At 56.8% G+C, this 21,751-nt stretch carries 19 protein-coding genes; 16 read left to right on the top strand and 3 right to left on the bottom strand.

Translation table 11 applies throughout. The features are described from left to right. Positions 1–155 precede the first annotated feature (155 nt). The 14 genes from ACR0AA_RS14770 to ACR0AA_RS14705 all read left to right on the top strand — a co-directional run bounded on the left by ACR0AA_RS14770 (position 156) and on the right by ACR0AA_RS14705 (position 16,774). Positions 156–1,106, top strand: coding sequence for an MBL fold metallo-hydrolase (locus tag ACR0AA_RS14770; protein WP_480756332.1), 951 nt, complete (start codon positions 156–158; stop codon positions 1,104–1,106). Between the two features lie 334 nt (positions 1,107–1,440). Beyond that, positions 1,441–1,590, top strand: coding sequence for an FAD-dependent monooxygenase (locus ACR0AA_RS14765; RefSeq protein ID WP_480756331.1), 150 nt, complete (start codon positions 1,441–1,443; stop codon positions 1,588–1,590). A gap of 537 nt (positions 1,591–2,127) precedes the next feature. Further along, complete coding sequence (locus tag ACR0AA_RS14760) at positions 2,128–2,892, top strand: IclR family transcriptional regulator (RefSeq protein ID WP_480664671.1); 765 nt, start codon at positions 2,128–2,130, stop codon at positions 2,890–2,892. 189 nt (positions 2,893–3,081) lie between these two features. Next, a complete protein-coding gene (locus tag ACR0AA_RS14755; protein WP_480664672.1) occupies positions 3,082–5,544 on the top strand; it encodes an FAD-dependent oxidoreductase in 2,463 nt (820 codons plus the stop codon). 26 nt (positions 5,545–5,570) lie between these two features. Next, entirely contained in the window at positions 5,571–6,812 is a 1,242-nt protein-coding gene (locus ACR0AA_RS14750; RefSeq protein WP_480664673.1) for a Tm-1-like ATP-binding domain-containing protein, read from the top strand. A gap of 39 nt (positions 6,813–6,851) precedes the next feature. After that, on the top strand, positions 6,852–7,784 hold the full coding sequence (locus tag ACR0AA_RS14745) for a tripartite tricarboxylate transporter substrate-binding protein (RefSeq protein ID WP_480756330.1): 933 nt from the start codon (positions 6,852–6,854) through the stop codon (positions 7,782–7,784). 158 nt (positions 7,785–7,942) lie between these two features. Further along, positions 7,943–8,410 (top strand): tripartite tricarboxylate transporter TctB family protein, encoded by a 468-nt coding sequence (locus tag ACR0AA_RS14740; RefSeq protein WP_480756329.1) that lies wholly within the window; start codon positions 7,943–7,945, stop codon positions 8,408–8,410. A 7-nt stretch (positions 8,411–8,417) separates the two neighbouring features. Beyond that, positions 8,418–9,944, top strand: coding sequence for a tripartite tricarboxylate transporter permease (locus ACR0AA_RS14735; protein ID WP_480664676.1), 1,527 nt, complete (start codon positions 8,418–8,420; stop codon positions 9,942–9,944). Positions 9,945–9,948: 4 nt separating this feature from the next. Beyond that, complete coding sequence (locus ACR0AA_RS14730; RefSeq protein WP_480756328.1) at positions 9,949–11,436, top strand: aldehyde dehydrogenase; 1,488 nt, start codon at positions 9,949–9,951, stop codon at positions 11,434–11,436. A gap of 17 nt (positions 11,437–11,453) precedes the next feature. Then, entirely contained in the window at positions 11,454–12,743 is a 1,290-nt protein-coding gene (locus ACR0AA_RS14725; RefSeq protein WP_480756327.1) for an aspartate aminotransferase family protein, read from the top strand. Continuing rightward, on the top strand, positions 12,740–13,696 hold the full coding sequence (locus ACR0AA_RS14720) for a phosphotransferase enzyme family protein (RefSeq protein ID WP_480664679.1): 957 nt from the start codon (positions 12,740–12,742) through the stop codon (positions 13,694–13,696). The genes ACR0AA_RS14725 and ACR0AA_RS14720 overlap by 4 nt, the downstream gene beginning before the upstream one ends. Next, positions 13,693–14,478: an SDR family NAD(P)-dependent oxidoreductase gene (locus tag ACR0AA_RS14715; protein WP_480664680.1), complete on the top strand. Its 786-nt coding sequence runs from the start codon at positions 13,693–13,695 to the stop codon at positions 14,476–14,478. Before ACR0AA_RS14720 ends, ACR0AA_RS14715 begins: the two co-directional genes overlap by 4 nt. A gap of 73 nt (positions 14,479–14,551) precedes the next feature. Beyond that, positions 14,552–15,904 (top strand): aminotransferase class III-fold pyridoxal phosphate-dependent enzyme, encoded by a 1,353-nt coding sequence (locus ACR0AA_RS14710; protein WP_480664681.1) that lies wholly within the window; start codon positions 14,552–14,554, stop codon positions 15,902–15,904. Between the two features lie 96 nt (positions 15,905–16,000). Further along, positions 16,001–16,774 carry a metallophosphoesterase gene (locus tag ACR0AA_RS14705; RefSeq protein ID WP_480664682.1) on the top strand — a complete coding sequence of 258 codons (774 nt, stop codon included), beginning with the start codon at positions 16,001–16,003 and terminating at the stop codon, positions 16,772–16,774. A 367-nt stretch (positions 16,775–17,141) separates the two neighbouring features. On the opposite strand, the gene ACR0AA_RS14700 is transcribed toward ACR0AA_RS14705, so the two are convergent. Continuing rightward, positions 17,142–17,264, bottom strand: a complete 123-nt coding sequence (locus ACR0AA_RS14700; protein ID WP_480664683.1) for a hypothetical protein — start codon at positions 17,262–17,264, stop codon at positions 17,142–17,144. Positions 17,265–17,374: 110 nt separating this feature from the next. Here ACR0AA_RS14700 and ACR0AA_RS14695 point away from each other — a divergent pair, with 110 nt between their 5' ends. Next, positions 17,375–18,316, top strand: a complete 942-nt coding sequence (locus ACR0AA_RS14695; RefSeq protein ID WP_480664684.1) for a LysR family transcriptional regulator — start codon at positions 17,375–17,377, stop codon at positions 18,314–18,316. Positions 18,317–18,325: 9 nt separating this feature from the next. Here the strand turns inward: ACR0AA_RS14695 and ACR0AA_RS14690 are convergent, their stop codons facing one another. Both ACR0AA_RS14690 and ACR0AA_RS14685 read right to left on the bottom strand, forming a co-directional pair. Further along, positions 18,326–19,786 (bottom strand): sulfatase family protein, encoded by a 1,461-nt coding sequence (locus ACR0AA_RS14690; protein ID WP_480756326.1) that lies wholly within the window; start codon positions 19,784–19,786, stop codon positions 18,326–18,328. A 194-nt stretch (positions 19,787–19,980) separates the two neighbouring features. Further along, positions 19,981–20,574, bottom strand: coding sequence for a TetR/AcrR family transcriptional regulator (locus tag ACR0AA_RS14685; RefSeq protein ID WP_480664686.1), 594 nt, complete (start codon positions 20,572–20,574; stop codon positions 19,981–19,983). Positions 20,575–20,752: 178 nt separating this feature from the next. Here ACR0AA_RS14685 and speB point away from each other — a divergent pair, with 178 nt between their 5' ends. Continuing rightward, entirely contained in the window at positions 20,753–21,712 is a 960-nt protein-coding gene (gene speB, locus ACR0AA_RS14680; protein WP_480664687.1) for an agmatinase, read from the top strand. Positions 21,713–21,751: the final 39 nt, after the last annotated feature.

Below are 21,751 nucleotides of genomic sequence, written 5' to 3'. Positions count from 1 at the left end.
AGACGGCGACACGCTGACACTGCGCGGCAGCGCAAAGGGAGACGGCTATACCATCGGCTTCGGCGACTGCATCGGAACCGTCCAACCACCGATCGAAAACCCGTTCAAACGCAACTGAAAATCAAAATCACCCGCAAGGGCACCGGAGGACACCCATGGCAAAGGCATTCGCATCCCAAGGCGATCTGACAGAAAAGAAAATCACGTTTGATGAGATCGGCGAGGGGCTTTACGCCTTTACCGCCGAGGGCGATCCGAACTCTGGCGTCATCATTGGCGACGACAGCGTCATGATTGTCGAGGCACAGGCGACCCCGCGCCTGGCCAACAAAGTGATCGAGTGCGTCCAATCGGTGACCGACAAACCGATTAGCCATGTGGTCCTGACCCACTACCATGCCGTTCGTGTGCTGGGCGCCAGCGCCTTCAACGCCCAGCAGGTGATCATGTCCGATGTGGCCCGCTCGATGGTCGTGGAGCGTGGGCAGGAGGATTGGGACAGCGAATTCCAGCGTTTCCCGCGCTTGTTCGAAGGCCATGAAAGCATCCCAGGCCTGACCTGGCCTACCACCACTTTCAGCGATAGCATGACGGTGTATCTCGGCAACCGCCGCGTGGACATCAAGCAGATCGGCCGCGCCCATACGGCTGGCGACGCGGTGATCCATGTGCCGGATCAAAATGTGATGTTCACCGGGGACATCGTCGAGGACCATTCGGCGTGCTATTGTGGCGACGGCCATTTCGAGGATTGGGGCGGAACGCTGGACGCGATCAAAGCCTATGACGTGGACGCCATCGCTCCGGGCCGCGGCGCCGCGCTGGTCGGAAAGGACGCAGTCGAACGCGCCATTGAAAGCACTCGCGACTTCGTAAACTCGACATACGGCCCGGCCAAGCGTGTTGCAATGAAGGGCGGATCGCTCAAGGACGCCTGGGACGCGGTACGAGACTCCTGCGACCCCAAGTTCAAGGACTACGCGATCTATGAGCACTGCCTGCCGTTCAACGTCAGCCGTGCCTATGACGAAGCCCGTGGGATCACCCATCCGCGCATCTGGACCGACAAACGGGATCTGGATATGTGGGAACAGCTGCAAGGCTGATCCCCACCCTTCTCGCCCAAACTCCGCAAGGTCGGTATTCCGCTGCTCCGGGACCGAAATCCCCTCGCCTTCAAGTTTTAAGCCTGCCGATCAAAACGCATCAGACGCGGTGCGTCCCCCGGTCATCATTGTAGGCGGGGGGCATCGGTTTGGCCAATGCGCTGGATTTGGCCGGCAGGGCAATCCGGCGCGTCCAAACTGCTACAAAAGAAGACTGACGACATGTGGCATTTAGACCTCCAGACCGGCTGGGATTTGCACCGCAATGAAGAGCTGGAGGAGGGAAAATACGCAGACATCTGGATGCAACGCTGGGCGATAATGTGGATATGAAATGGTCTGGTCGCCGATCTACACCTTCCGGTGTCGCCGCATGACCAATTTCCGCCACAGGCGCGAGGTCTTTGCTGGTGATGCTGCGCACCGGATATCGCCATTTGGGGCACGTGGTGCGAATTCCGGGTTTCAGGATGCCGACAACTGACGTTGGAAGCTTGGCCTCGCCATTTTGATAAAGGTGCCCGAGACCCTTCTTGACACTGACGACGACGAGCAAATTTTTGGGATGCCACCCTCAAACAGATGGAACGCCATGCGTTTGCGCGGCCCCTTGTGAGTCCAGGACGTCTTATCCTCGTGCTGGCCAATCACATTGGTCACCATGAGACTCTCTAACAAGCGCTTGTAGCCTCGAAGTAGTGAATACTGAGGGCAGGAAACAATAGCGCCGGCTTGCTGCGTCAACATACAAAAAGGCAAATGAAGGCGGCCTAGAGAACAAGAAACGACACCTTGCCGGTATCGGCAAGAAAACTTTTTTCGACAACTTAGCTCCACAGGTGCATGTACCGCTGCATCAAACCTACAGACCCGCTGACGGCAGAAAGTAGGTGCGTTTTTCGCACCCTTGGTGCCTTGTGTGTTGGCGGCAGTGCCAATCTCGTGCCAGGTTGACAACTGGAAAGGGCCAAAAACCTTTTTCAGACCATTTTTGGACGTTAATCGAAAGAACAAGGCCATCATGAAAACAGTCGACAAAGCCATGAGCCTATTGCGTCAGTTCTCGCTGGAAAATCTGGAAATCGGATTGAACGAATTTGCGCGCGCCACCGGCGAAGACAAAGCCGTGGTTCGCAGGTTGCTGATTTCACTCACCAAACATGAGTTCATCGAACAAAATCCAGAGAACCGAAAGTATCGGCTTGGACACGCCTTTCTGTCATTGGCACGATTGCGAGAAGCCACAGTTCCGATGATCAAAGCCACACAGGTCGTTTCGCAGTGGTTGTCGGCGCAGGCAAATGAAACCGTTCATGTTGGCATCCCCGGAGCCACCGGTATGTCGACCGTGTCCTTCACTCTGCCTCCTCGGGGGAACGTCATAAACCTCCGCCCCGCAGATACTTATCCGTACCATTCTTCGTCTTCTGGGCTCGCTTTTTTGTCATTCTGTTCCGACGAAACCCGAGAGCGATTATTGGCGCAAAATCGTGAAAAACTAACTAAATTTACCGTGACCGAGGTCGATGAGCTCCTCAAGCTCATAGCTCAGAATCGTGACCGCGGATATTCCACGACTCGCAACACAGTCGAATTGGGTGTGGCAAGCGTGGCGATGCCTTTCTTCACCGATGGCAAAGACCCGGCAGGCACCATAGCAATTGCCGTTCCGGACCTGAATATGGACGACGCGCGTTGTGACGAATTGGCTAAGCTGTTGAAAACAGCAGTCGAACAACTTGAGACCGCGCTGACCGGTTCTGCGCGGCAAACAGGCGCGGGATAAGTTGTCCTTTGGCGTCTTTTTTTGAACGGTGCGATAATCGCACTGATGGTGCTTTTTTCTTTGCGCTACCCTTTTACTCTGTCAAAAAATACGGGTTCGCGCGAATGAGGTCCGCACTCCAAAAGGCCTGATTTGCAACCAGTTGAAAACCTGCGGATTGCCTGCAACGCGGGCTGAAAGGTTGATGTGATGGCCCACTCTCTTCCCGAACAGGCACCTGTTGTGATTGTCGGCGGCGGAATTATCGGCGTGTCGACTCTGTATCACCTGGCAAAGCGTGGCGTGCCAGCCGTTCTGGTCGAGCGTCGGAAAATCGCAAGCGGCACGACCTGGCATGCAGCGGGGATCGTAGGGCAACTTCGTGACAGCACCGCGCAGACAGAGCTGGGCAAATATACAGCACGCCTGTTTCGCAGTCTGGAAGAGGAAACCGGGCAAGCCACTGGATACAAACCGAACGGCACGATTAACCTTGCGATTGGCGATGTGCGGCATGAACAGCTGCTGCGCAGTCATGATCACGCGGTTCGGATGGGGATCGAGACTTTCCTCCTGTCGCCGGAAGAACTGAAAGAAAAGTGGCCCTGGATCGAAGCGGATGACGTGAAATCGGCCTTTTTCGTGCCGTCAAACGGTCAGGTGAACCCTTTGGACGTATCGGTGGCGCTCAGCAAAGGGGCCCGCGCCTTGGGGGCGCAAGTGTTCGAGGACACCAAGGTCAATCAGCTGATTATTCGTGATGGCAAGATTACCGGAGTCGAGACGGATAAAGGTGTGATCGCCACGAACAAAGTGCTGCTGGCAGGCGGCATGTGGAGCCACCTGTTCGCCAAAGCGCACGGCGTCACGGTGCCGCTGCACGCGACCGAGCATTTCTACATCGTCACCGAACCAGTCGACGGTCTTCCAAAGACACAGCCGATCCTCAACATCGCCGAGGAAAGGACCTACTGGAAAGAAGATACCGGCAAGCTGCTGATCGGCTCGTTTGAAAAGCACGGCAAGCCTTATGGCAAGGACGGTATCCCCGAAGATTTCGAGTTCGACGAACTGCCCTTTGACATGGAACATGTCGAACCGAACCTCGAAAAGATGTTCGAACGTATGCCCGCCTTGGGTGAGATGGGCATTCAGACTTTCTTTAACGGGCCCGAGAGCTTCACTCCGGATGGCCGCCCCTATTTGGGCCCGACAAGCGAGATTAAAGGCTTGTTTGTAGCCACGGGCATGAACTCGAACGGCATCCTGAACTCGGGCGGTGTTGGCCTGACAATGGCGGAATGGATGACTCAAGGGGCTCCGTCGCGCGGGATGGGTCCGATGCTGGCCCGCCGGGCGCACCCGTTCCAGCGCAACACCAAATACAACCACGACCGCAGCGCAGAATCCGTGGGTTTCCACTACGGAGTCAGCTGGGTCGGCCGACAAATCCACTCGGCCCGTGGCGTACGCCGCGTTCCCCTGCATGACCGCCTCAAGGAAGCGGGCGCGACCTTTGCCGAACGGATCGGGTGGGAAATGCCGATGTATTACGACCCGCAACAGAAGGGTTGGAACGAAGAACCAAACCTATGGTGGAAAGACTGGTCTGGCCATGTGCAGACCGAATGCCTAGCCGCCCGAGATGACGCAGTTCTGATCGACCAGTCGATGTATTCAAAGATACAAGTTCAGGGCCCGGATGCGGTCAAGGCGCTGAACAAGGTCTGCGGCGCACAGATGGATGTCGAGGTTGGCACTTCGGTCTACACTCAGTTCCTGAACGCACGCGGCGGGATCGAAGCGGATGTTACCGTGACCCGCACCGCGCATGATTGCTTCATGGTCATCACCGGCCACCCCAGCCAGATGCGCGATCAAGGCTGGGTCAAGGACCATGCCGATCCGGACTGGCGTTTCGAGGTATTCGACGCGACCTCGGCCTATGGCTTGATCACGATCCACGGCCCCAAGTCCCGTGAGATTCTGGCGGCCATTTCAGGCGACGACCTGTCAAATGAGGCTTTCCCCTTCGGCGCAGCTCGCGAGATCGACATGGCCTATGCCCGCGGTTGGGCCATCCGTCGTTCGTTCCTGGGTGAGCTCGGGTATGAGCTGATGATGCCCACCGAATTCGTGGCTGGCGTTTATGAGGCGCTAATGGAGGCAGGAGAACCACGCGGCCTGCGCCATATGGGTATGTTTGCGATGAATGCGTGCCGCTTGGAAAAGGGCTTCCGACACTTTGGCCACGACATCGCAGAAGATGATACACCTTACGAGACCGGGCTTGGCTTTGCCGTGGCCCTGGACAAGGAAGACGACTTCCTCGGCCAGGCCGTTCTGGCCGAGCAAAAGGCAGGCGGCGCGGCTACCGGTTCCCGAACCGTGTCGTGTATTGTCCAGGGCGTGGATGCCAAATCCGGGCCTTACCTGATCCACAACGAGCCGGTCTGGAAAGACGGCCACATCGTGGGGCATGTGACGTCCGGCGATTGGGGGTTTCGGCTTGAGGCGATGGTCGGTTTGGCAAGCCTGCACCGCGACGAAGGAGTTTCAAAAGCCTGGATCGACGAAGGCGGCTTTGACGTGCAGATCGCCGGAAAAATGTACCCGCTGAAGGTACAGCTGGCTCCGTTCTACGATCCCAAAGGCGAGATAATGCGCGGTTAAGGAAGCCAAGGCAAAGGGAGGATTTCATGGTGGACAAGACCATTCTGGTCATCGGTACCTACGACACAAAAAATGACGAGCTGGAATTCATGGCCAGCAAGATCCGCGCATTGGGCGGTAGTGTGACAACACTGGATGTCAGTGTGCTGGGCGATCCCGCCAAACCGACCGACTATTCGAAACATGACGTGGCCAAAGCTGGCGGCAGTTCCATTCAGGCAGCAGTCGACAGCGGCAGCGAACATGTGGCCATGCAAATTATGTCCGCCGGTGCCTGTGTATTGGCCCGCCAGATGCACGAAGAAAGCCGGATTGACGGTGTGATTATTTTGGGCGGCACAATGGGTACAGATTTAGCCTTGGATGTCTGTCAGGCCCTGCCGATCGGCGTGCCAAAATACGTGGTATCGACTGTATCCTTTTCGGCTTTGATCCCGGCAGAACGCCTGTCGCCCGACATTCAGATGATCCTGTGGGCCGGAGGGCTTTATGGATTGAACGCGATCTGCAAATCCTCGCTGGCGCAGGCAGCTGGTGCTGTCCTGGGTGCAGCCCGCGCCGCAGAACCCGCTGTCAGTGGTCGCCCCGTGGTGGGGATGACATCGCTTGGCACGTCCTGCCTGAAATACGTCAAAACCCTCAAACCGGCACTTGAAGAACGCGGTTATGAAGTGGCGGTGTTCCACGCTATGGGCATGGGCGGCATGGCTTTTGAACAAATCGCAAGCCAGAATGGGTTCGTCTGCTTGATGGACTTTGCCGGCTGTGAACTGGGCAACCTGATGGCTGGCTCTGTCGTAAACGCGGGCAAGGACCGGCACCGCGCAGCAGGGCGTGCGGGTATCCCGCAAATCGTGGCTCCGGGATGCATGGACCTGATTGATTTTGCCGGTTGGCAGGACATCCCGGAACAGTTCAAGGACCGTCCAATCCACACCCACAACAAGCTGGTCAAGAACACCTACTATAACGCCGACGAACGGTGTGAGATTGCCCGGGAAATGAACAAACGTCTCGGGGAAAGCAAAGCGCCGACGCATCTGATCATCCCGCGCGAGGGGATCGAGGAATGGGATCGCCCGGGTGGCGATTGTCACGACGCTGAGGGGCTGGCGGCATTCATCGGGGAACTCAGCGCCACAGTCGCACCCTCGGTTCAGGTCACAGAATTGGACGCGCACATCAACGACCCCGAATTCAGTGCCGCAGCGCTGGAGATTTTCGACCAATGGGTTGCCGACGGAAAAGTCCCCGCAGGCATCAACTGACCAAACTACGCAACAATTTTCGTCACTAGGGAGGACATTATGACGAACGTTTTCAAAATGGCTTGTGCGGCCACCATACTTAGCGCAACAGCGGCTCTCGCCGAATACCCTGAAAAGCCGGTTTCCTTTGTCGTGCCGTTCCCACCGGGTGATTTGGAAGACGTTCTAACCCGCATCATCGCTGACAAGTTTCAAGAAATGTACGGTGTTCCGGCAGCCGTGGTAAACAAGCCCGGCGGTGGCGGAGGCCCGTTCCCGGGGGCTGTCGAGGTGGCAGGCGCACCAGCGGACGGCTACACGATCGGCTCGTTCGTGATCGATGTGCCGGTCGTTGGGCCGGAAATCGGCATTCCGGAATTGAGCCCGAACCCGTTTGATCCGGTCGGCATCTTTATGACCTACCCGTTCGTGATCGCCACCCTGAAAAGCCAACCCTATAGCAACTGGGAAGAACTGGCTGACTATGGCAAAGAGAACGATGTTTCGCTTGGTCACTACGGCTCGTTCCTTGCACCGACACAGGTAACATTCGCCGCAGCGCAAAAAACCGGATGGGACTTCGGCTCCGAGGCAGCGTTCGATCTGCTGGACTGCAACGTTCTGGCCTCGGGCGATGCGGATATCGTCAATGCCACGATCCAGACTCTGTTGCCCTGCATCGACGATCTGACGATCCTCGCAACCATCGGCGAAGAGCGTACGCCGCTGACACCGGATGCACGGACCGTGGGTGAGATCGTTCCCGAACTGCCCCTGTCGCTGTGGAATGGTCTGTTTGTGCCCAAGGGTACGCCGGATGATGTGAAAGCCAAGATCGAAGCAGCCGCTACTGCGGCGCTGGACAGTGACGCCGCCAAGACTCTGGCGCAGGAAACCGGCGTGCTGATCTATTGGAAAGACGCTGCTGAATCGAATTCTCAGATCGAGTCTGACATCGAGGTCAACGGCGTAATCACTGAACTGCTGGAGTAACGGCCAAGGTGTGAGGGGTGGCAAACCCCTCACACGCTTCCAGAACGTTAAACCAGCTCGCTTCAGATCAGGGAAGAGGACCAGTCGTGACACGCATCAAGTTTTTCCAGGAACTGTTTCAAAGATACCGGCGCCCCGGGGACAAAGTCTTTGCTGTTGTGTTCCTGCTGTTTGCCCTCTTCCTGTTCAGCCAACTGGGCGAGCAAACCCAGTGGGTCAAACGCACGAAATGGTTTGCGCAGCCGTCGCTTTGGCCGACCGTTGCGGTGTGTGGGATGGTTTTATTTGGCGCCTTTCATGCATTGGGCTCGTTCGTCTCTCCGCGCATTCCCGGCCGTTGGCGCGAGGTCGTGTTCTGGCTTCGCTCGCTGGAATATGTGCTGTACTTCCTGATCTATGTGGTTCTGGTGCCGCTGTGTGGTTATCTCCCCTCAACACTGGTTTTCGCTCTTTTTCTGTCGCTACGGGCCGGGTTCCGCAGCAAACAGGCATTGGGGCTGGTCGTTCTTTTCGCGTTCAGCGTCGCGATAATTTTCCGTGGCTTTCTGCAGGTCAAAATCCCCGCCGGACAAATCTACAATCACCTTCCCGATGCGCTCCGAGCCTTCGCGTTGACCTATCTCTGAGGCTGACATGGACACTCTTCTTTCCGGTATTTCGCTTCTTGCACAATGGGACGTAATGATCGCCCTGATCATAGGTTCCATCGGCGGTGTCATCATCGGTGCACTGCCCGGCGTCGGCCCTGCTGTTGCCATTGCCATTCTGTTGCCCGCAACCTTCGCATTCGAGCCGATCGTTGGTCTGACCCTTCTGTTGGGAATTTACGGCTCGTCCATGTACGGCGGTGCCATCCCTGCGATTCTGATTAATACGCCCGGTACGCCGGTGAATGCGCTGACAACTTATGACGGTTATCCCATGACCAAACGCGGTCAGGGCCACCGGGCATTGTCACTGGCCTATTCAGCATCATTTTTCGGCGGCATCTTCTCGGTCATCTGCCTAATCGTGCTGTCACCCCTTCTGGCCCTGATCGCACCGCATTTCGGCAGCCGAGAGATTTTTCTGGCCGCATTCATGGGTATCCTGCTGGTTGTTGTGGCGCATCGCGGTCAGACCTTTGCCGCCGGTATGCTCGCCTGTTTCGGTATCTTTCTGAATACTGTCGGTCTTGAGCCCGTCAAATATACGCGCCGCTTCACGTTCGAGCAAAGCTGGCTGACGTCGGGATTCGATCTGATCGTTGTGGTGCTGGGCTTGTTCGCGATCAGTCAGGCCTTCTTGCTGCTGATAGACAAGGATCACGCACCCAGTGACACGCATGTCGAAGGCAACATGTTTTCCGGCTTGAAAGAGTTGCTGGGGATCAAACGCATCGCAGGCGTCTCCTCCTCCTTAGGCGTCTTGATGGGTATGATCCCCGGCGTCGGTGAATTCACCGCGCAATTCCTCTCTTACACCTACGCGCAAAAAACGTCGAAAGACCCGGAATCCTTCGGCAACGGCTCTCCCGAAGGTCTTGTCGCATCCGAGGCCGCAAACAACGCAGTCCCGGGTGCGGCGATGATTCCGCTGTTGGCCCTTGGCATCCCGGGCGAAGCGCTGACAGCGATGATGCTGTCGGTGTTTTATGTCCACAACGTGATCCCCGGCCCACAGCTGTTCGAAAACCAGCTGGACTTTGTCATGGCGCTTTATGTGGCGCTGATCCTGCTGAACGTGATTGTTCTGGTGTTCCTGCTGTTTTCGACCAATCTGTTGTTGAAGATCATCCAGATCCCGACCCGGTTTCTGGGCATCATGATCCTGACTCTGTCCTTCATCGGCGTATATTCCCTGCGCAACTCCATCACCGACTGTGCCGTTGCAGCGGGGTTCGGTGTGTTTGGTTTGATCCTCAAACGGCTGAACTTGCCGATCGTCCCGATCATTCTGGGCATGGTTCTGGGCGGCATCATGGAGGTCAAGCTGCGCAGCGCCATGGCGGCGGTCAAAACTCCGATCGATTTCATCAGCCGTCCGATTGCCGCGATCATATTCATCATGATCATCGGCATCCTGATCCTACACGTCCGCACCCTGATCAAAGAGCACAGGGCCAAGACCAAACCCGAGCCGCTCGGACCGGATACCGAACATTCAAGCCAGCAGGGATAACGACATGCTGAACCAGGAAAAAATCGACAGGCTGAGACATGCCGACATTCCCTTGCAAGGACATTTTGTTGATGGGCAGATCGTTCCGTCAACCTCGGGCAAAACGCTGGACGTTCTTTCCCCGATCAACGGTCAGGTCATAACCCGGATCGCCGAAGGCGAGGCCGAGGACATGAACGGAGCCGTGGCTTCGGGCCGGGCGGCGTTCGAGGACGGTCGCTGGTCTCGCATGGCCCCGGCGGCGCGAAAAAAAGTACTGTTGCGTCTGGCCGACCTGATCGAAGAACGGGCGCTCGACATTACGGTTTTGGGGGTTCGCGACAACGGGACCGAGATCAACATGGCCCTGAAGGCCGAAGCCCTGTCTGCGGCCCAAACCTTTCGGTATTACGGCGAGGCAATCGATAAGGTCTATGGCCAGATCGCTCCGACCGCGCACAACATTCTGGGCCTCGTACATCACGCGCCAGTCGGAGTCGTCGGCGCGATTGTTCCCTGGAATTTCCCGCTGATGATCGGCAGTTGGAAGATTGCTCCGGCTCTGGCTGCAGGTAATTCCATCGTGCTTAAACCGGCAGAAAGCGCCTCGCTGTCGCTGTTGAAAATCGCCGAACTGGCGTCAGAGGCTGGTTTGCCCGACGGCGTCTTCAACGTTGTGACCGGCAAAGGCAGCGTCGTGGGCGAGGCTTTGGCACTGAGCCTGGATGTGGACATCATGGTCTTCACCGGGTCCGGTGCCACAGGGCGCCGGTTGCTGGAGTATTCGGCCCGGTCGAACCTGAAACGCTGCTACCTGGAATTGGGCGGCAAATCTCCCAACATCGTGTTCAACGACGCCAAAGACCTAGCCGAAGCCGCAAAAGTGTCAGCGGCTGGGATTTTTCGCAATTCAGGTCAGGTCTGCATCGCCGGCTCACGCCTGCTGGTGCAGGAAGACACTGCCGAGGACTTCATTGCGGAAATGGCACGCCACGCGCAGGCTTACCGCGTCGGCGACCCCCTGGATCTGAACAGCCAGATTGGTGCTGTGCATTCAATGTCAGAGCTCGAGGCCAACCTGGCCTTTGTAAACCGAGCCGAAGCCGAAGGCGCGGAATGCCGCTCGGGGGGCCAGCGTATCCTTAAAGAAACCGGTGGGTACTACATGCAGCCCACGATTATGGCCGGGGTCAAACCGGGCAGCGATCTGTTTCAGAACGAAGTGTTCGGGCCGGTGCTGTCAGTCACCACGTTCAGGGACGAAGACGAAGCGGTCGCGCTGGCCAATTCCACGGTCTATGGCCTGTCGTCAGGCGTCTGGACAGCCGACCTCAGCCGCGCCCACCGCATGGTCGATCGCATCCGCGCCGGGATCGTGCATGTGAACACCTATGGCGGTTCTGATCTGACCGTGCCGCTCGGGGGTGTGCGCCAGTCTGGCAATGGCCACGACAAATCGCTGCACGCGATGGAAAAATACTTCGACCTGAAATCCGCCTGGATTCAACTTTAACTTCTGGAATGACTGCGATGGCACTCTCTCCCAAATCTGCAGAGCTGATTGAACGGCGCAACAAGCTGTTGGGTCCCAATGTCTCGACCTTTTATGACGAACCCGTTCATGTCGTGAGGGCCGAGGGTGTCTGGCTGTGGGATGCGGATGGGCGTAGATATCTGGATTGCTACAACAACGTGCCGCATGTCGGGCACTGCAATCCGCGTGTGGTTGATGCGATCTGCCGTCAGGCATCGACCCTCAACACCCATACCCGCTATTTGCATGACGGTATTCTGGACTATGTCGAGAAGCTGACCGGCACCATGGACGCGTCGCTGGACACCGCGATCATGACTTGCACCGGGTCCGAAGCCAACGACATTGCCCTGCGCATGGCCGAGGGCATGACCGGTAAGCGGGGCGTCATCGCCACCGATGCGACCTATCACGGCAACACCTCACTGGTCAGTCAGTTGAGCAAATCGAACGTGCCGACCGTGGGCTTTGGCCTGGGTCAGTATTTCCGCTTTGTCAAAGCGCCCGACAGCTATCGCAACCCCGACCCCGACGGCACCAAATTCGCTAACGCTGTAGCCGAGCAGATCGCCGAACATGAGAAATCCGGCGTTGGGTTTGCCGCCTTGGTGGTCTGCCCCTATTTCCTGAATGAAGGCTTCCCGGACAATCCTGATGGCTGGCTGAAACCGGCGGCGGATGTGGTGCGCAAGGCCGGAGGCTTGCTGATTTGTGATGAGGTGCAATCCGGCTTTGGCCGCACCGGCACCCATATGTGGGCGCATCAGAAGATGGGCATCGTGCCCGATGTGATGACGCTGGGCAAGCCCATGGCCAATGGCCATCCGGTGGGGGCCGTGGTGACTCGGTCTGAAATTCTGGCGACCTTCCGCAAAGGGTACCGCTATTTCAACACCTTCGGCGGCAACCCGGTCTCCTGCGCAGCGGCCATGGCCGTGCTGGAAGAAATCGAAGACAAGCAACTGCTGGCAAACGCCAAATACGTGGGTGACCATGCCCGCGCGCGGTTGGAGGCATTGCAGCAGAAGTACGACTTCATCGGCGATGTGCGCGGGTCGGGCTTGATCTTTGGGGCCGAAATGGTGACTGACCGGGACACCAAGGAACCTGCCAGCGAATTCACCGACCGCGTGATCAACGAAATGCGCCAGCGGGGCATCATTCATTCCAAACTGGGGCGGCACAAGAACACGCTCAAGATCCGCCCGCCGATGCCATTTTCCACGGAAAATGCCGATCTGTTGTTCGACACGCTTGATGACGTATTGGCGGAAACATCGCTATGACCGTTGCAGAGACGATCAAAAAGGCACTGTCGCTCTGGGGGTTCGGAGGCTCAGATTGCCAACTGGTCGCAGAGCGCGAAAACCGGGTGTTCAGGGTAGATCATCAGGGCCAGGTGTATGCCCTCCGCCTGCATCGGCCGGGATATCGCACCGATGCCGAGCTATGGTCGGAACTGGAATTGATGGCCGCACTGGCGAAAGGTGGGCTTTATGTCCCTGCCCCGATCGCTTCGGCTTCGGGAAAGTTCCTGCATGTGCTGGACGGGATTCAGATCGACGTTCTGACCTGGTTGTCTGGTGCCCCAGTCGGAAAGTCAGGGACCACTCTGGAGCTTGACGACCGCGCCGGATTGTTCCGCGGTATAGGGCGAGAAATGGCACGGATGCATGTGCTGACCGACGCCTGGACTCCACCCGAAGGCTTTACCCGCTGCGCTTGGGACCGCGCCGGACTTGTCGGTGAGAAACCTGTCTGGGATCGTTTCTGGGATAACCCTACCCTCTCTGACGAAATCCGAACCTTGTTCCTGAAGGTCCGGAATGTTGCGGTTCAGGAATTGCAACGCCTTGAACCGAATTTGGACTATGGCCTCATCCACGCCGATCTGGTCCGTGAAAATGTGTTGGTTGACGGTGACAAGTTGCAACTGATCGACTTCGACGACAGCGGCTATGGATTCCGACTGTTCGACCTCGCCACGACCCTGCTCAAGAACATCGATGAGCCCGATTATCCCGAGCTGCGCGCCGCCTTGATCGAGGGGTACAGATCTGTGCGCGACATCGACACCACGGCGCTGGACCTGTTCCTACTGCTCAGATCCGCAACCTATGTGGGCTGGGTCATCACCCGGATGGAAGAAGAAGGATCAGAAATCCGCAACGAAAGGTTCAAGCACAACACCCGCAAACTGGCGCAGGCCTATCTGGCGGGTCGGGAGGATTCATCATGAAACGATTTGACGGAAAAACCGCAATCATAACCGGTGCCGGAACGGGTATCGGTGCGGCAACGGCCTGTCGCATTGCCGAGGAAGGCGGCAATGTCATCCTGACCGGACGGCGGGTCGAACCTATCGAAGCCGTGGCCACCCGCTGTGATGGTATCGCGATTGCCGGGGATGCATCGTCTGCGGAACACATGGATCACCTCGTCGCCACTGCACAGGACAAGTTCGGCGGCCTTGACATGATGGTCTGCAACGCTGGTGGCTTTGGGTTTGGCACATTGTCGGACATCACGGATGACGATTGGGCCAAGGCCGTGCAGGCCAACCTGAACACAGCCATGGTGGCCGCACGATCCGCGATGCCTGCGCTGATCGAACGGCGAGGCAACTTACTGATGATGGCATCAATTGCCGCCTTGGCTGCCGGTCCCGAGGCGTGCGGATACGTCACTATGAAGCATGGGCTACTGGGCTTGACCCGATCAATTGCCCGCGACTTCGGCCCAAAGGGCGTTCGCTGTAACGCCATCTGCCCGGGGTGGGTGCGTACAGAGATGGCCGATGCTGAAATGGCGGAGCTGGTCGAACGAAAGAACCTGACTTCGATCGAAGAGGCCTATGCCCTTGTGACGCGCGATGTGCCTATGGGGCGTCCCGCCACTGGCGATGAAGTCGCTGCCGCCGTGGCGTTCCTGTGCTCGGGCGATGCGTCCATGATTACCGGCGCAACCCTGACCGTGGACGGCGGTGCAACCATAGTCGACGTCCCAACGCTGGCATTTTGATAACCCGGCTCTGTTTGAGCCAAAGACGACCAAAAGTTTCGATGCCGACAGGCAATCTACGGAGAACCATGAAATGAAAGACTCCAATTTCTTGAAAGAAAACAACGCCCGGCATTTCTGGCATCCGATGGCACATCCTGGCGACAGCCAGAAGAACCCGCCCACCATTCTGACCGGCGGTGAAGGGGTAAGTATCGTCGATATTGACGGGCATAAGGCCATCGACGCTGTAGGCGGTCTGTGGAACGTCAATCTGGGCTATTCCTGCGACCCGGTAAAGCAGGCCATCTCCGAACAGTTGAACGCCCTGCCCTATTATTCAACGTTCCGCGGCACCAGTAACGACAAGGCCATCGAGCTCTCTTATGAGCTGGCTCAGTTTTTCGCCCCCGACGGGTTGACCCGCGCGTTCTTTACATCAGGCGGTTCAGACTCGGTCGAAATCGCACTGAAACTGACGCGGCAGTATCACAAGGTGCGCGGTGAGGCCGGGCGTACCAAGTTCATCAGTCTGAAACAGGGCTATCACGGCACGCATTTCGCGGCCGCCTCGGTCAATGGCAATCAAAAGTTCCGTGCTGCCTATGAACCGATGCTGCCGGGTTGCTTCCACATCCCGGCGCCCTGGACATATCGCAACCCGTTCGACGAGACCGACCCCGAACGCCTAGCGCAACTTTGCGTCAAAGCGCTGGAGGCCGAAATCGCCTTTCAGGGCGCGAACACCGTAGCTGCCTTTATCATGGAACCGGTTCTGGGCGCAGGTGGAGTGATCCCGCCACACAAAAGCTTTATGCCAATGGTGCGCGAGGTCTGCTCGAAACACGGTGTCCTGCTGATCTCGGATGAAATCATAACCGCATTTGGCCGCACCGGCAGCGAAAGCGGCGCACGGCATTGGGGCGTGCAGCCCGACATCATGACCACCGCCAAGGCCATAACCAACGGCTATTTCCCATTCGGCGCGACGATGATTTCCGGTTCAGTCGCCGAGGTGTTCGAAAGCGACACCACTGGCAAGGCCTCGGTGGATCAGGGTTACACCTACTCAGGCCACCCTGTCGGGGCGGCAGCGGCGCTGGCCGCGCTTTCGGAAATCAATCGTCTGCGGGTTTGGGAAAATGCAAGCCCGCGTGGGGATGAGCTGTTTGCCGGATTAAAGAAGTTGGCCGACAAGTATGATGTAATCGGCGATGTGCGCGGCGGCGAAGGCCTGATGTGCGCGCTGGAACTGGTCTCGGACCGGTCAACCAAGGCACCGGTCGCAAAGCATCTGCCGTTGCAGGTGCAGAAAGCGGCCTATGAGGACGGTGTGATGGTCCGGGTATCGGGCAACAACATCATCTTGTCGCCACCGCTGATCATCACATCCGACGACGTCGCCAAGATCCTGTCGGCGCTCGATACTGGTCTGGCGTCGCTGTAAGGGTGGCCTTTCAGGGTCATGCAGGGGCGATTGCCTGCTTGACCGCGAGAGCCGCTTTATCGTCGACCGAACCGGCTTGCTTGGAATAGATCAGGAATGAAACAGAAGGACCCCAGTATGACCGCTCCGATCTATGCCATTGGTGATATTCACGGACAACTGGGGCAGCTTGAAACCGCGCTGTCCCGAATAGAGCGAGATGGCGGTCCAGATTCCCAGATCGTGTTTCTGGGCGACTACATTGATAGAGGTGCGCATAGCCGCGAGGTGATCGACCTGCTGGTCGAGGGTCTTGCCACGGGCCGAAACTGGGTTCCCCTGTTGGGCAATCACGACCGGATGTTTGCGATGTTCATGGAAGACTATCCCCGCCATGACTCTCAGTTTCTGGTTGGGTATCATTGGCTCGACCAACGGATCGGCGGTATGGAAACGCTTCGGTCCTACGGGGTGGAAGTGTCCGATGGGGATCGGCTCTATCAAGTACATCAACGCGCGCGCGCGGCGGTCCCGTCAAATCACGTCGAATTTCTGCGAAACTGTCCCTATTTCCACCAGCGGGACGAGTTACTTTTTGTTCACGCTGGGATCAGGCCCGGAGTGCAATTGGAAGATCAAAGCAAAGATGACCTGATCTGGATTCGTGGCGAATTCCTGAACGAGACAAACGAACATCCATGGTTGGTGGTGCATGGGCATACACCAGTGCGAAAAGCGGAACATTGGGGAAACCGCATTAATCTTGATTCAGGCGCTGGTGTCGGGCGTGCAATAACCGCTGCTGTGTTCGAAGGACGGACCTGTTGGGAATTGACAGATCAAGGTCGCGTTCGGCTGGACCCTAAGTTTGGCGTGGCATCGACCACTTAGTGCAGGTCAGGCGCTGGTTTCGTTTCGGCACGTTGTCCTATGAGGCGCCCGGAGTGGTCGACATCAAAACCCAACAAGACCGGCGCACGATCCGAGTTGGGTTCCCTAGAACCCTGATCCCAGCCCCATCCCCGGCTTGCAGACACATCGCTTGACCAAAACACTCTTCACGAAATCTACCCAAAAGTGCCAGTCGTCGAAAAAACACTTATGTCAGCTGAATTTTGTGCACACATTTCTGCGGATATTGACGAGCCTCAGCACAGATTGGAATGGTGCAGCACTAAATCTGTTCAAGCGCGGCACTGCCTTTGCCCCGCCGCTCGGACGGGAAAATCGTAACCTTCATCATGCCGTTCGAATACTTTTAAACCTGATTGGCGATGTACTGGTGTACCCGCGTTTCGGCGCTTTCGGACAATAGCGCGCTGGCAACGCGCCATTCCACATCTGCGACCTGCGCGGCCGAGGCCACCACACTCAGGGCCAACCTGTAAATCGCGGAAACCTAGCAAAGAAAAGTTCGTGCTGATACCGGTAAATATCCGCTACATAGTTCCGCATTTATAATAACATCTGTGCCGCATCCGGAGAGCGTGAATGTCCGCAAGAATGCCCAAGATCCCTTCACTCAAGCTATTCGTCGAGGTCATGCACGCAGGCACGATTGCTAAGGTCGCCGAGCAGATGCACCTGACGCCGTCTGCGGCCAGTCGGATGTTGTCTGCATTGGAACGCGATCTGGAACTCACGCTGTTCCGCCGTGAGCGGCAGCGGCTGATGCCGACCGAGGCGGCGGAAACTTTCCTGCCCGAGGCCATGCGCGCGCTGAACGTAATGGATGAACTGCCCCGAATATCTGACGCTATACGCGACGGCGCGAATAGGGAACAGTTGATCCGTATCCTGAGTTTCCCGCGCTTGGCGGAACAAATCATGCCAGCTGCCGTGCAACGATATTATAGGGAAACCGGCTCGGATACGCGCATCAACATCAGCGTCGAAGCGCGCCAAAACCTGAAACGATGGGCAGCGTCACGCATGTTCGACGTCGCCCTCACCTCGGTTCCTGTCGTCCATCCCGGTGTACGTGGAGAGCCGATCATAGACTTTCCTCTGTGTGTGACTTTGCATCGCGATCATCCTTTGTCAGGAGACCGCGAAATACCGGTACAAGCCCTGGCGGATGCGCCCCTGTCGTTAATCGAGGAGGGTTCGATTTTGCGCCAACGTATTGCAAAGGTGTTTGACGAAGCAGGGCTTGTTCCAAATGTCCGCCAGGAAAGCGGGACAGTTGACGTGTCGATTTATATAGGGTTGGCGGCTGGCAGCATAACAATAAACGATGGGATTTTCCCCAAATCGTTGTTAGAACAAGGTTTTGTTTTGCGCCGCCTGAAAACGCAGCATAGCGTTCCAGTCGGTTTCGTTATCCCCCTCGACCGCAAAGTCGAAGGGGCCGCTGCTCATTTCATGGACGCAATCCGGCACGAGGTTCTGGCCTATCGCAACAACCTGAACAAAGTACTGGATGCCGATTGACCCAAAGTCTCAGATACTTTCCAGATTGACCTCTTTGCCGGGGACAGGCGAGGCCGCAATCGACCCTGCGCCTCTTACAACATCATAGCCACCCAACGCTTCGATCCGGGCCAGCTGATCGGCTTTGCTGCGCGCGTCCATAGCTTCGGGGTCGATCCGTTCGCGCAGCAGCGCGACCAACTCTGCCTCTTTCGGGTGGCTGCTCTTATTGGCAAGCAAATCATTTGCCTCATCAGGATCAGAGGCCAGATCAAACAGCTGATTGGGCATGTTTACGTGGTAAATCAGCTTCCAATTGCCATCTCTGATCAGAAAGCTGGAATTTAGGCTGCCCATGGCGTGATATTCGACAAAGCCTGGCCGCGGGTCCTGCCGCCCGTCGATCACCTGCAAGAGCGAACAGCCTGGAAGGCCTTGGTCATGTGATGTGGACACGTCGAACAGATCCAGAATTGTCGGAAACAAGTCCACGTGACCGACGCAATCAGAAACCGTCTTAGCCTCTGGCAAACCAGGACCCGCCATAATCAGGGGGACACCGGTAGAATGCTCATGTAGATTGGCTTTGCCCAAAATGCCGTGGGCGCCGATTGCCTCGCCGTGATCAGATGTATAGGCCATCCATGTCGTGTCGGTAAGGCCCAGATCATTCGCCTTGTCGATCACCTTGCCGATCTCCGCGTCGGTTTGGCTGATTAGCGCACAATAGCCCGCATAAGCCTGTCGCATGAAGGTTTCGTCCATACCTTCGGGCAGTTGGTTCATCCACGCCAGATAGGCCATCGCCGGGTGGTCGTAACGATCAGGCGCATCCCAAGTCGACGGCAAAGGCATGTCCTTGGGTGGGTACAAATCCCAGAATTCCTGATCAGCTCGGAACGGCGGGTGCGGGCTGGGATACGATACGATCAAGGCCCACGGCTCAGGGTTATCGGCGTTTTTGTGCAACCATTCAATCGCCCGTTCAGTGATCTGACGGTCGTAGATCTGATAATCGGTCTGGCCCGGGCCCGAGTTGCCGTAAATCGCCTTGTGCCCCGAGCGGCTTGGCACGCCTTCTTCGGTCGCCCGCAGCAACGTCAGCGGAGACCCAATGCCGCCAACGACGTGCATCGTGTGAATTTCCTCGGTGAATCCGTTGTCGTCCTTTTCTGAGCGGTAATGCAGTTTCCCTATGGCGGTGACCGAAATACCTTCATCCCGCAATCGATGATGCCAGGTTTTTATCGCCCCGTCGTACATCGTTGCGTTGTCCCAATACCCTGTCTGATTCGGGTAGCGCCCGGTTGCAATCGCGGCGCGTGCCGGGCAGCACAATGTCGTGGCGGCATAGGCATTCTCGAAAAGGACACCGCGCCGTGCCAGACAATCAAGGTTCGGAGTCCGCACATGTGAATGGCCTGCGGCGCCAAGAAAACTGCGCGCATGGTTGTCCGTTACAAATAAGATCAGGTTGTTTGTACGTGTCATGATTTCCCGCCAATTTTGCCGTATTGGCGTCGATAGATATCCTCAATATCTGCCGAAGTTGTTGCGTTTTTGGAAACACCTGCTTCCGAATTCAACGTCGTTGTTCGCGTGGTTTTGCTACTGGCAATTTTCGCTCGATCCGAAGACAAAGCGCTTGCAAAGAGATACTTTTCGAAAAGCCCAATGGATGAACGTCACATCCAGCTTTTGACCGTATTACGTAGGGTTTCAGTCGCCAAAGCTTGGATCTGGCCGCGTTCATCATCTTCGGCGATGCTCACCATTAACAGCAACGACACGGCCAGGCGCATTGCAAACTTGATCTGGATCGCAGAGAACTGTTGGCTCGAATAGGCTAGGACGTTGTCACGCACCGTGTTTACGATATCGGCCTCATAATTTTTGTCCGCCTCACGGATTCGATCATTCATCATCATCGCCTTGGTCAACTCGACGGCCAATGAATGGTCAAAGGCAGTGTGCTCTTCGATGTGCCGACGGAACAGATAAGCCGCCAAGTCCGCGGCGTTCATTGGTTCGGTCAGTTCATTCAATGCCTGTATGTTTACGCGTTTTTCTTCAGCGAGCCACTCGTCATACAGGCGTCGAAAGATGTCATCCTTGTGGGCAAAGTACCGATAAACCGTGCCGATCCGGCATCCGACGGCATCCGCGACGTGGTTTGTCGTAAAGTTCTCGAACCCACGATCAACAAGGACTTGTCGAGACGCTGTAAGGATTTCCTCCACTTTTTCTTGTGCGCGTAGTTGAAGCGGTGTTTTGCGCATCGCGCTCTTTTCTCTTCTAAAATTTCAGCATTCGCGTGAGTTCGCCCAACCAACTTAGCAACTTCAAATACGAGGAACCAGCAAGGTCGCAGAGTGCAGCTCATAAAAATGATTATTTACTCATTTTTATAATTCTCGTAGCGTCCCCAACTATCGAGGCAACAATTTTGAGGTCATCATGTCCTGCGATGAAGTGGATCAGGCATTCCTGCGCACAGAACTTAAGGGCACCCAAAGCGAAAACACTTTTGCTGGCGCGCTGAGTTTTATGCGTCGTAAGTACTCGCGCGATCTTTCCGGGGTGGACGTGGCAGTCACCGGAATCCCGTTTGATTGCGCAGTATCGCACCGGCCCGGCGCCCGGTTCGGACCAGCAGCTATTCGCAAGGCATCGGCCCATTTCGCGACCGGCCCGATCTGGCCCTGGCGGTTCGATCCCTTTGATACCCTCGCCGCTATTGATTATGGCGACTGTCCAGTCGACTACGCGAATGCACCATCTATCGACGCAACGATTGAAGACCACGTCCGCCCGATTGTCGAAAGCGGAGCTTATCTGCTGTCGCTCGGTGGCGATCACTATTGCTCGTACCCGCTTCTCAAGGCGGTTGCTGCGGCCCATGGGCCTCTGGCCCTGGTTCACTTCGATGCGCATCGCGATGTCGAACCGTCCGACAACCGCGTGCAGGACCATGGGGCGATGTTCGGCTACGCAATCGAAGACGGAGTGATTGACCCCCAAAAAACTGTACAGATCGGCATTCGCACCACCTTTGAAGACGAAGGTGACTACGGTATGACCATCCTCGGCGCAGACAAGGTGCACGCCAGTCGCGCAAGTGAAATCGCTAAAATTGTTCGCGAGGTTGTGGGCGATAGCAAATCGTATCTGACCTTTGACATTGATTGCCTCGATCCCGCTTTCGCTCCGGGCACCGGAACGCCGGTCCCCGGCGGCTTGAGTTCCTGTCAGGCCCTCGCGATCTTGCGAGAACTTACCGACATCAATTTTGTTGCATCCGATTTGGTCGAGGTCCTGCCCGCCCACGACGTCAGCGACACCACAGCGCTGGCGGCGGCGATGGTCTGCGCCGAAATGCTCTGTCTTCGGGCAGCGCGTGTACGCCAGGCATCCTGACCAAACCAGCAGAGGGCCAAATGCACCGCTTTCACAAAC

Source organism: Ruegeria sp. CE8 (assembly GCF_056537465.1).
This window is presented reverse-complemented; position numbering and strand designations above follow the sequence as displayed.

Coding starts and splice junctions, on each gene's coding strand:
- ACR0AA_RS14770 (WP_480756332.1), top strand. CDS start 156: ATGGCAAAGGCATTCGCATCCCAAGGCGATCTGACAGAAAAGAAAATC.
- ACR0AA_RS14765 (WP_480756331.1), top strand. CDS start 1,441: ATGGTCTGGTCGCCGATCTACACCTTCCGGTGTCGCCGCATGACCAAT.
- ACR0AA_RS14760 (WP_480664671.1), top strand. CDS start 2,128: ATGAAAACAGTCGACAAAGCCATGAGCCTATTGCGTCAGTTCTCGCTG.
- ACR0AA_RS14755 (WP_480664672.1), top strand. CDS start 3,082: ATGGCCCACTCTCTTCCCGAACAGGCACCTGTTGTGATTGTCGGCGGC.
- ACR0AA_RS14750 (WP_480664673.1), top strand. CDS start 5,571: ATGGTGGACAAGACCATTCTGGTCATCGGTACCTACGACACAAAAAAT.
- ACR0AA_RS14745 (WP_480756330.1), top strand. CDS start 6,852: ATGACGAACGTTTTCAAAATGGCTTGTGCGGCCACCATACTTAGCGCA.
- ACR0AA_RS14735 (WP_480664676.1), top strand. CDS start 8,418: ATGGACACTCTTCTTTCCGGTATTTCGCTTCTTGCACAATGGGACGTA.
- ACR0AA_RS14730 (WP_480756328.1), top strand. CDS start 9,949: ATGCTGAACCAGGAAAAAATCGACAGGCTGAGACATGCCGACATTCCC.
- ACR0AA_RS14725 (WP_480756327.1), top strand. CDS start 11,454: ATGGCACTCTCTCCCAAATCTGCAGAGCTGATTGAACGGCGCAACAAG.
- ACR0AA_RS14720 (WP_480664679.1), top strand. CDS start 12,740: ATGACCGTTGCAGAGACGATCAAAAAGGCACTGTCGCTCTGGGGGTTC.
- ACR0AA_RS14715 (WP_480664680.1), top strand. CDS start 13,693: ATGAAACGATTTGACGGAAAAACCGCAATCATAACCGGTGCCGGAACG.
- ACR0AA_RS14710 (WP_480664681.1), top strand. CDS start 14,552: ATGAAAGACTCCAATTTCTTGAAAGAAAACAACGCCCGGCATTTCTGG.
- ACR0AA_RS14705 (WP_480664682.1), top strand. CDS start 16,001: ATGAAACAGAAGGACCCCAGTATGACCGCTCCGATCTATGCCATTGGT.
- ACR0AA_RS14695 (WP_480664684.1), top strand. CDS start 17,375: ATGTCCGCAAGAATGCCCAAGATCCCTTCACTCAAGCTATTCGTCGAG.
- ACR0AA_RS14690 (WP_480756326.1), bottom strand. CDS start 19,786: ATGACACGTACAAACAACCTGATCTTATTTGTAACGGACAACCATGCG.
- ACR0AA_RS14685 (WP_480664686.1), bottom strand. CDS start 20,574: ATGCGCAAAACACCGCTTCAACTACGCGCACAAGAAAAAGTGGAGGAA.
- speB (WP_480664687.1), top strand. CDS start 20,753: ATGTCCTGCGATGAAGTGGATCAGGCATTCCTGCGCACAGAACTTAAG.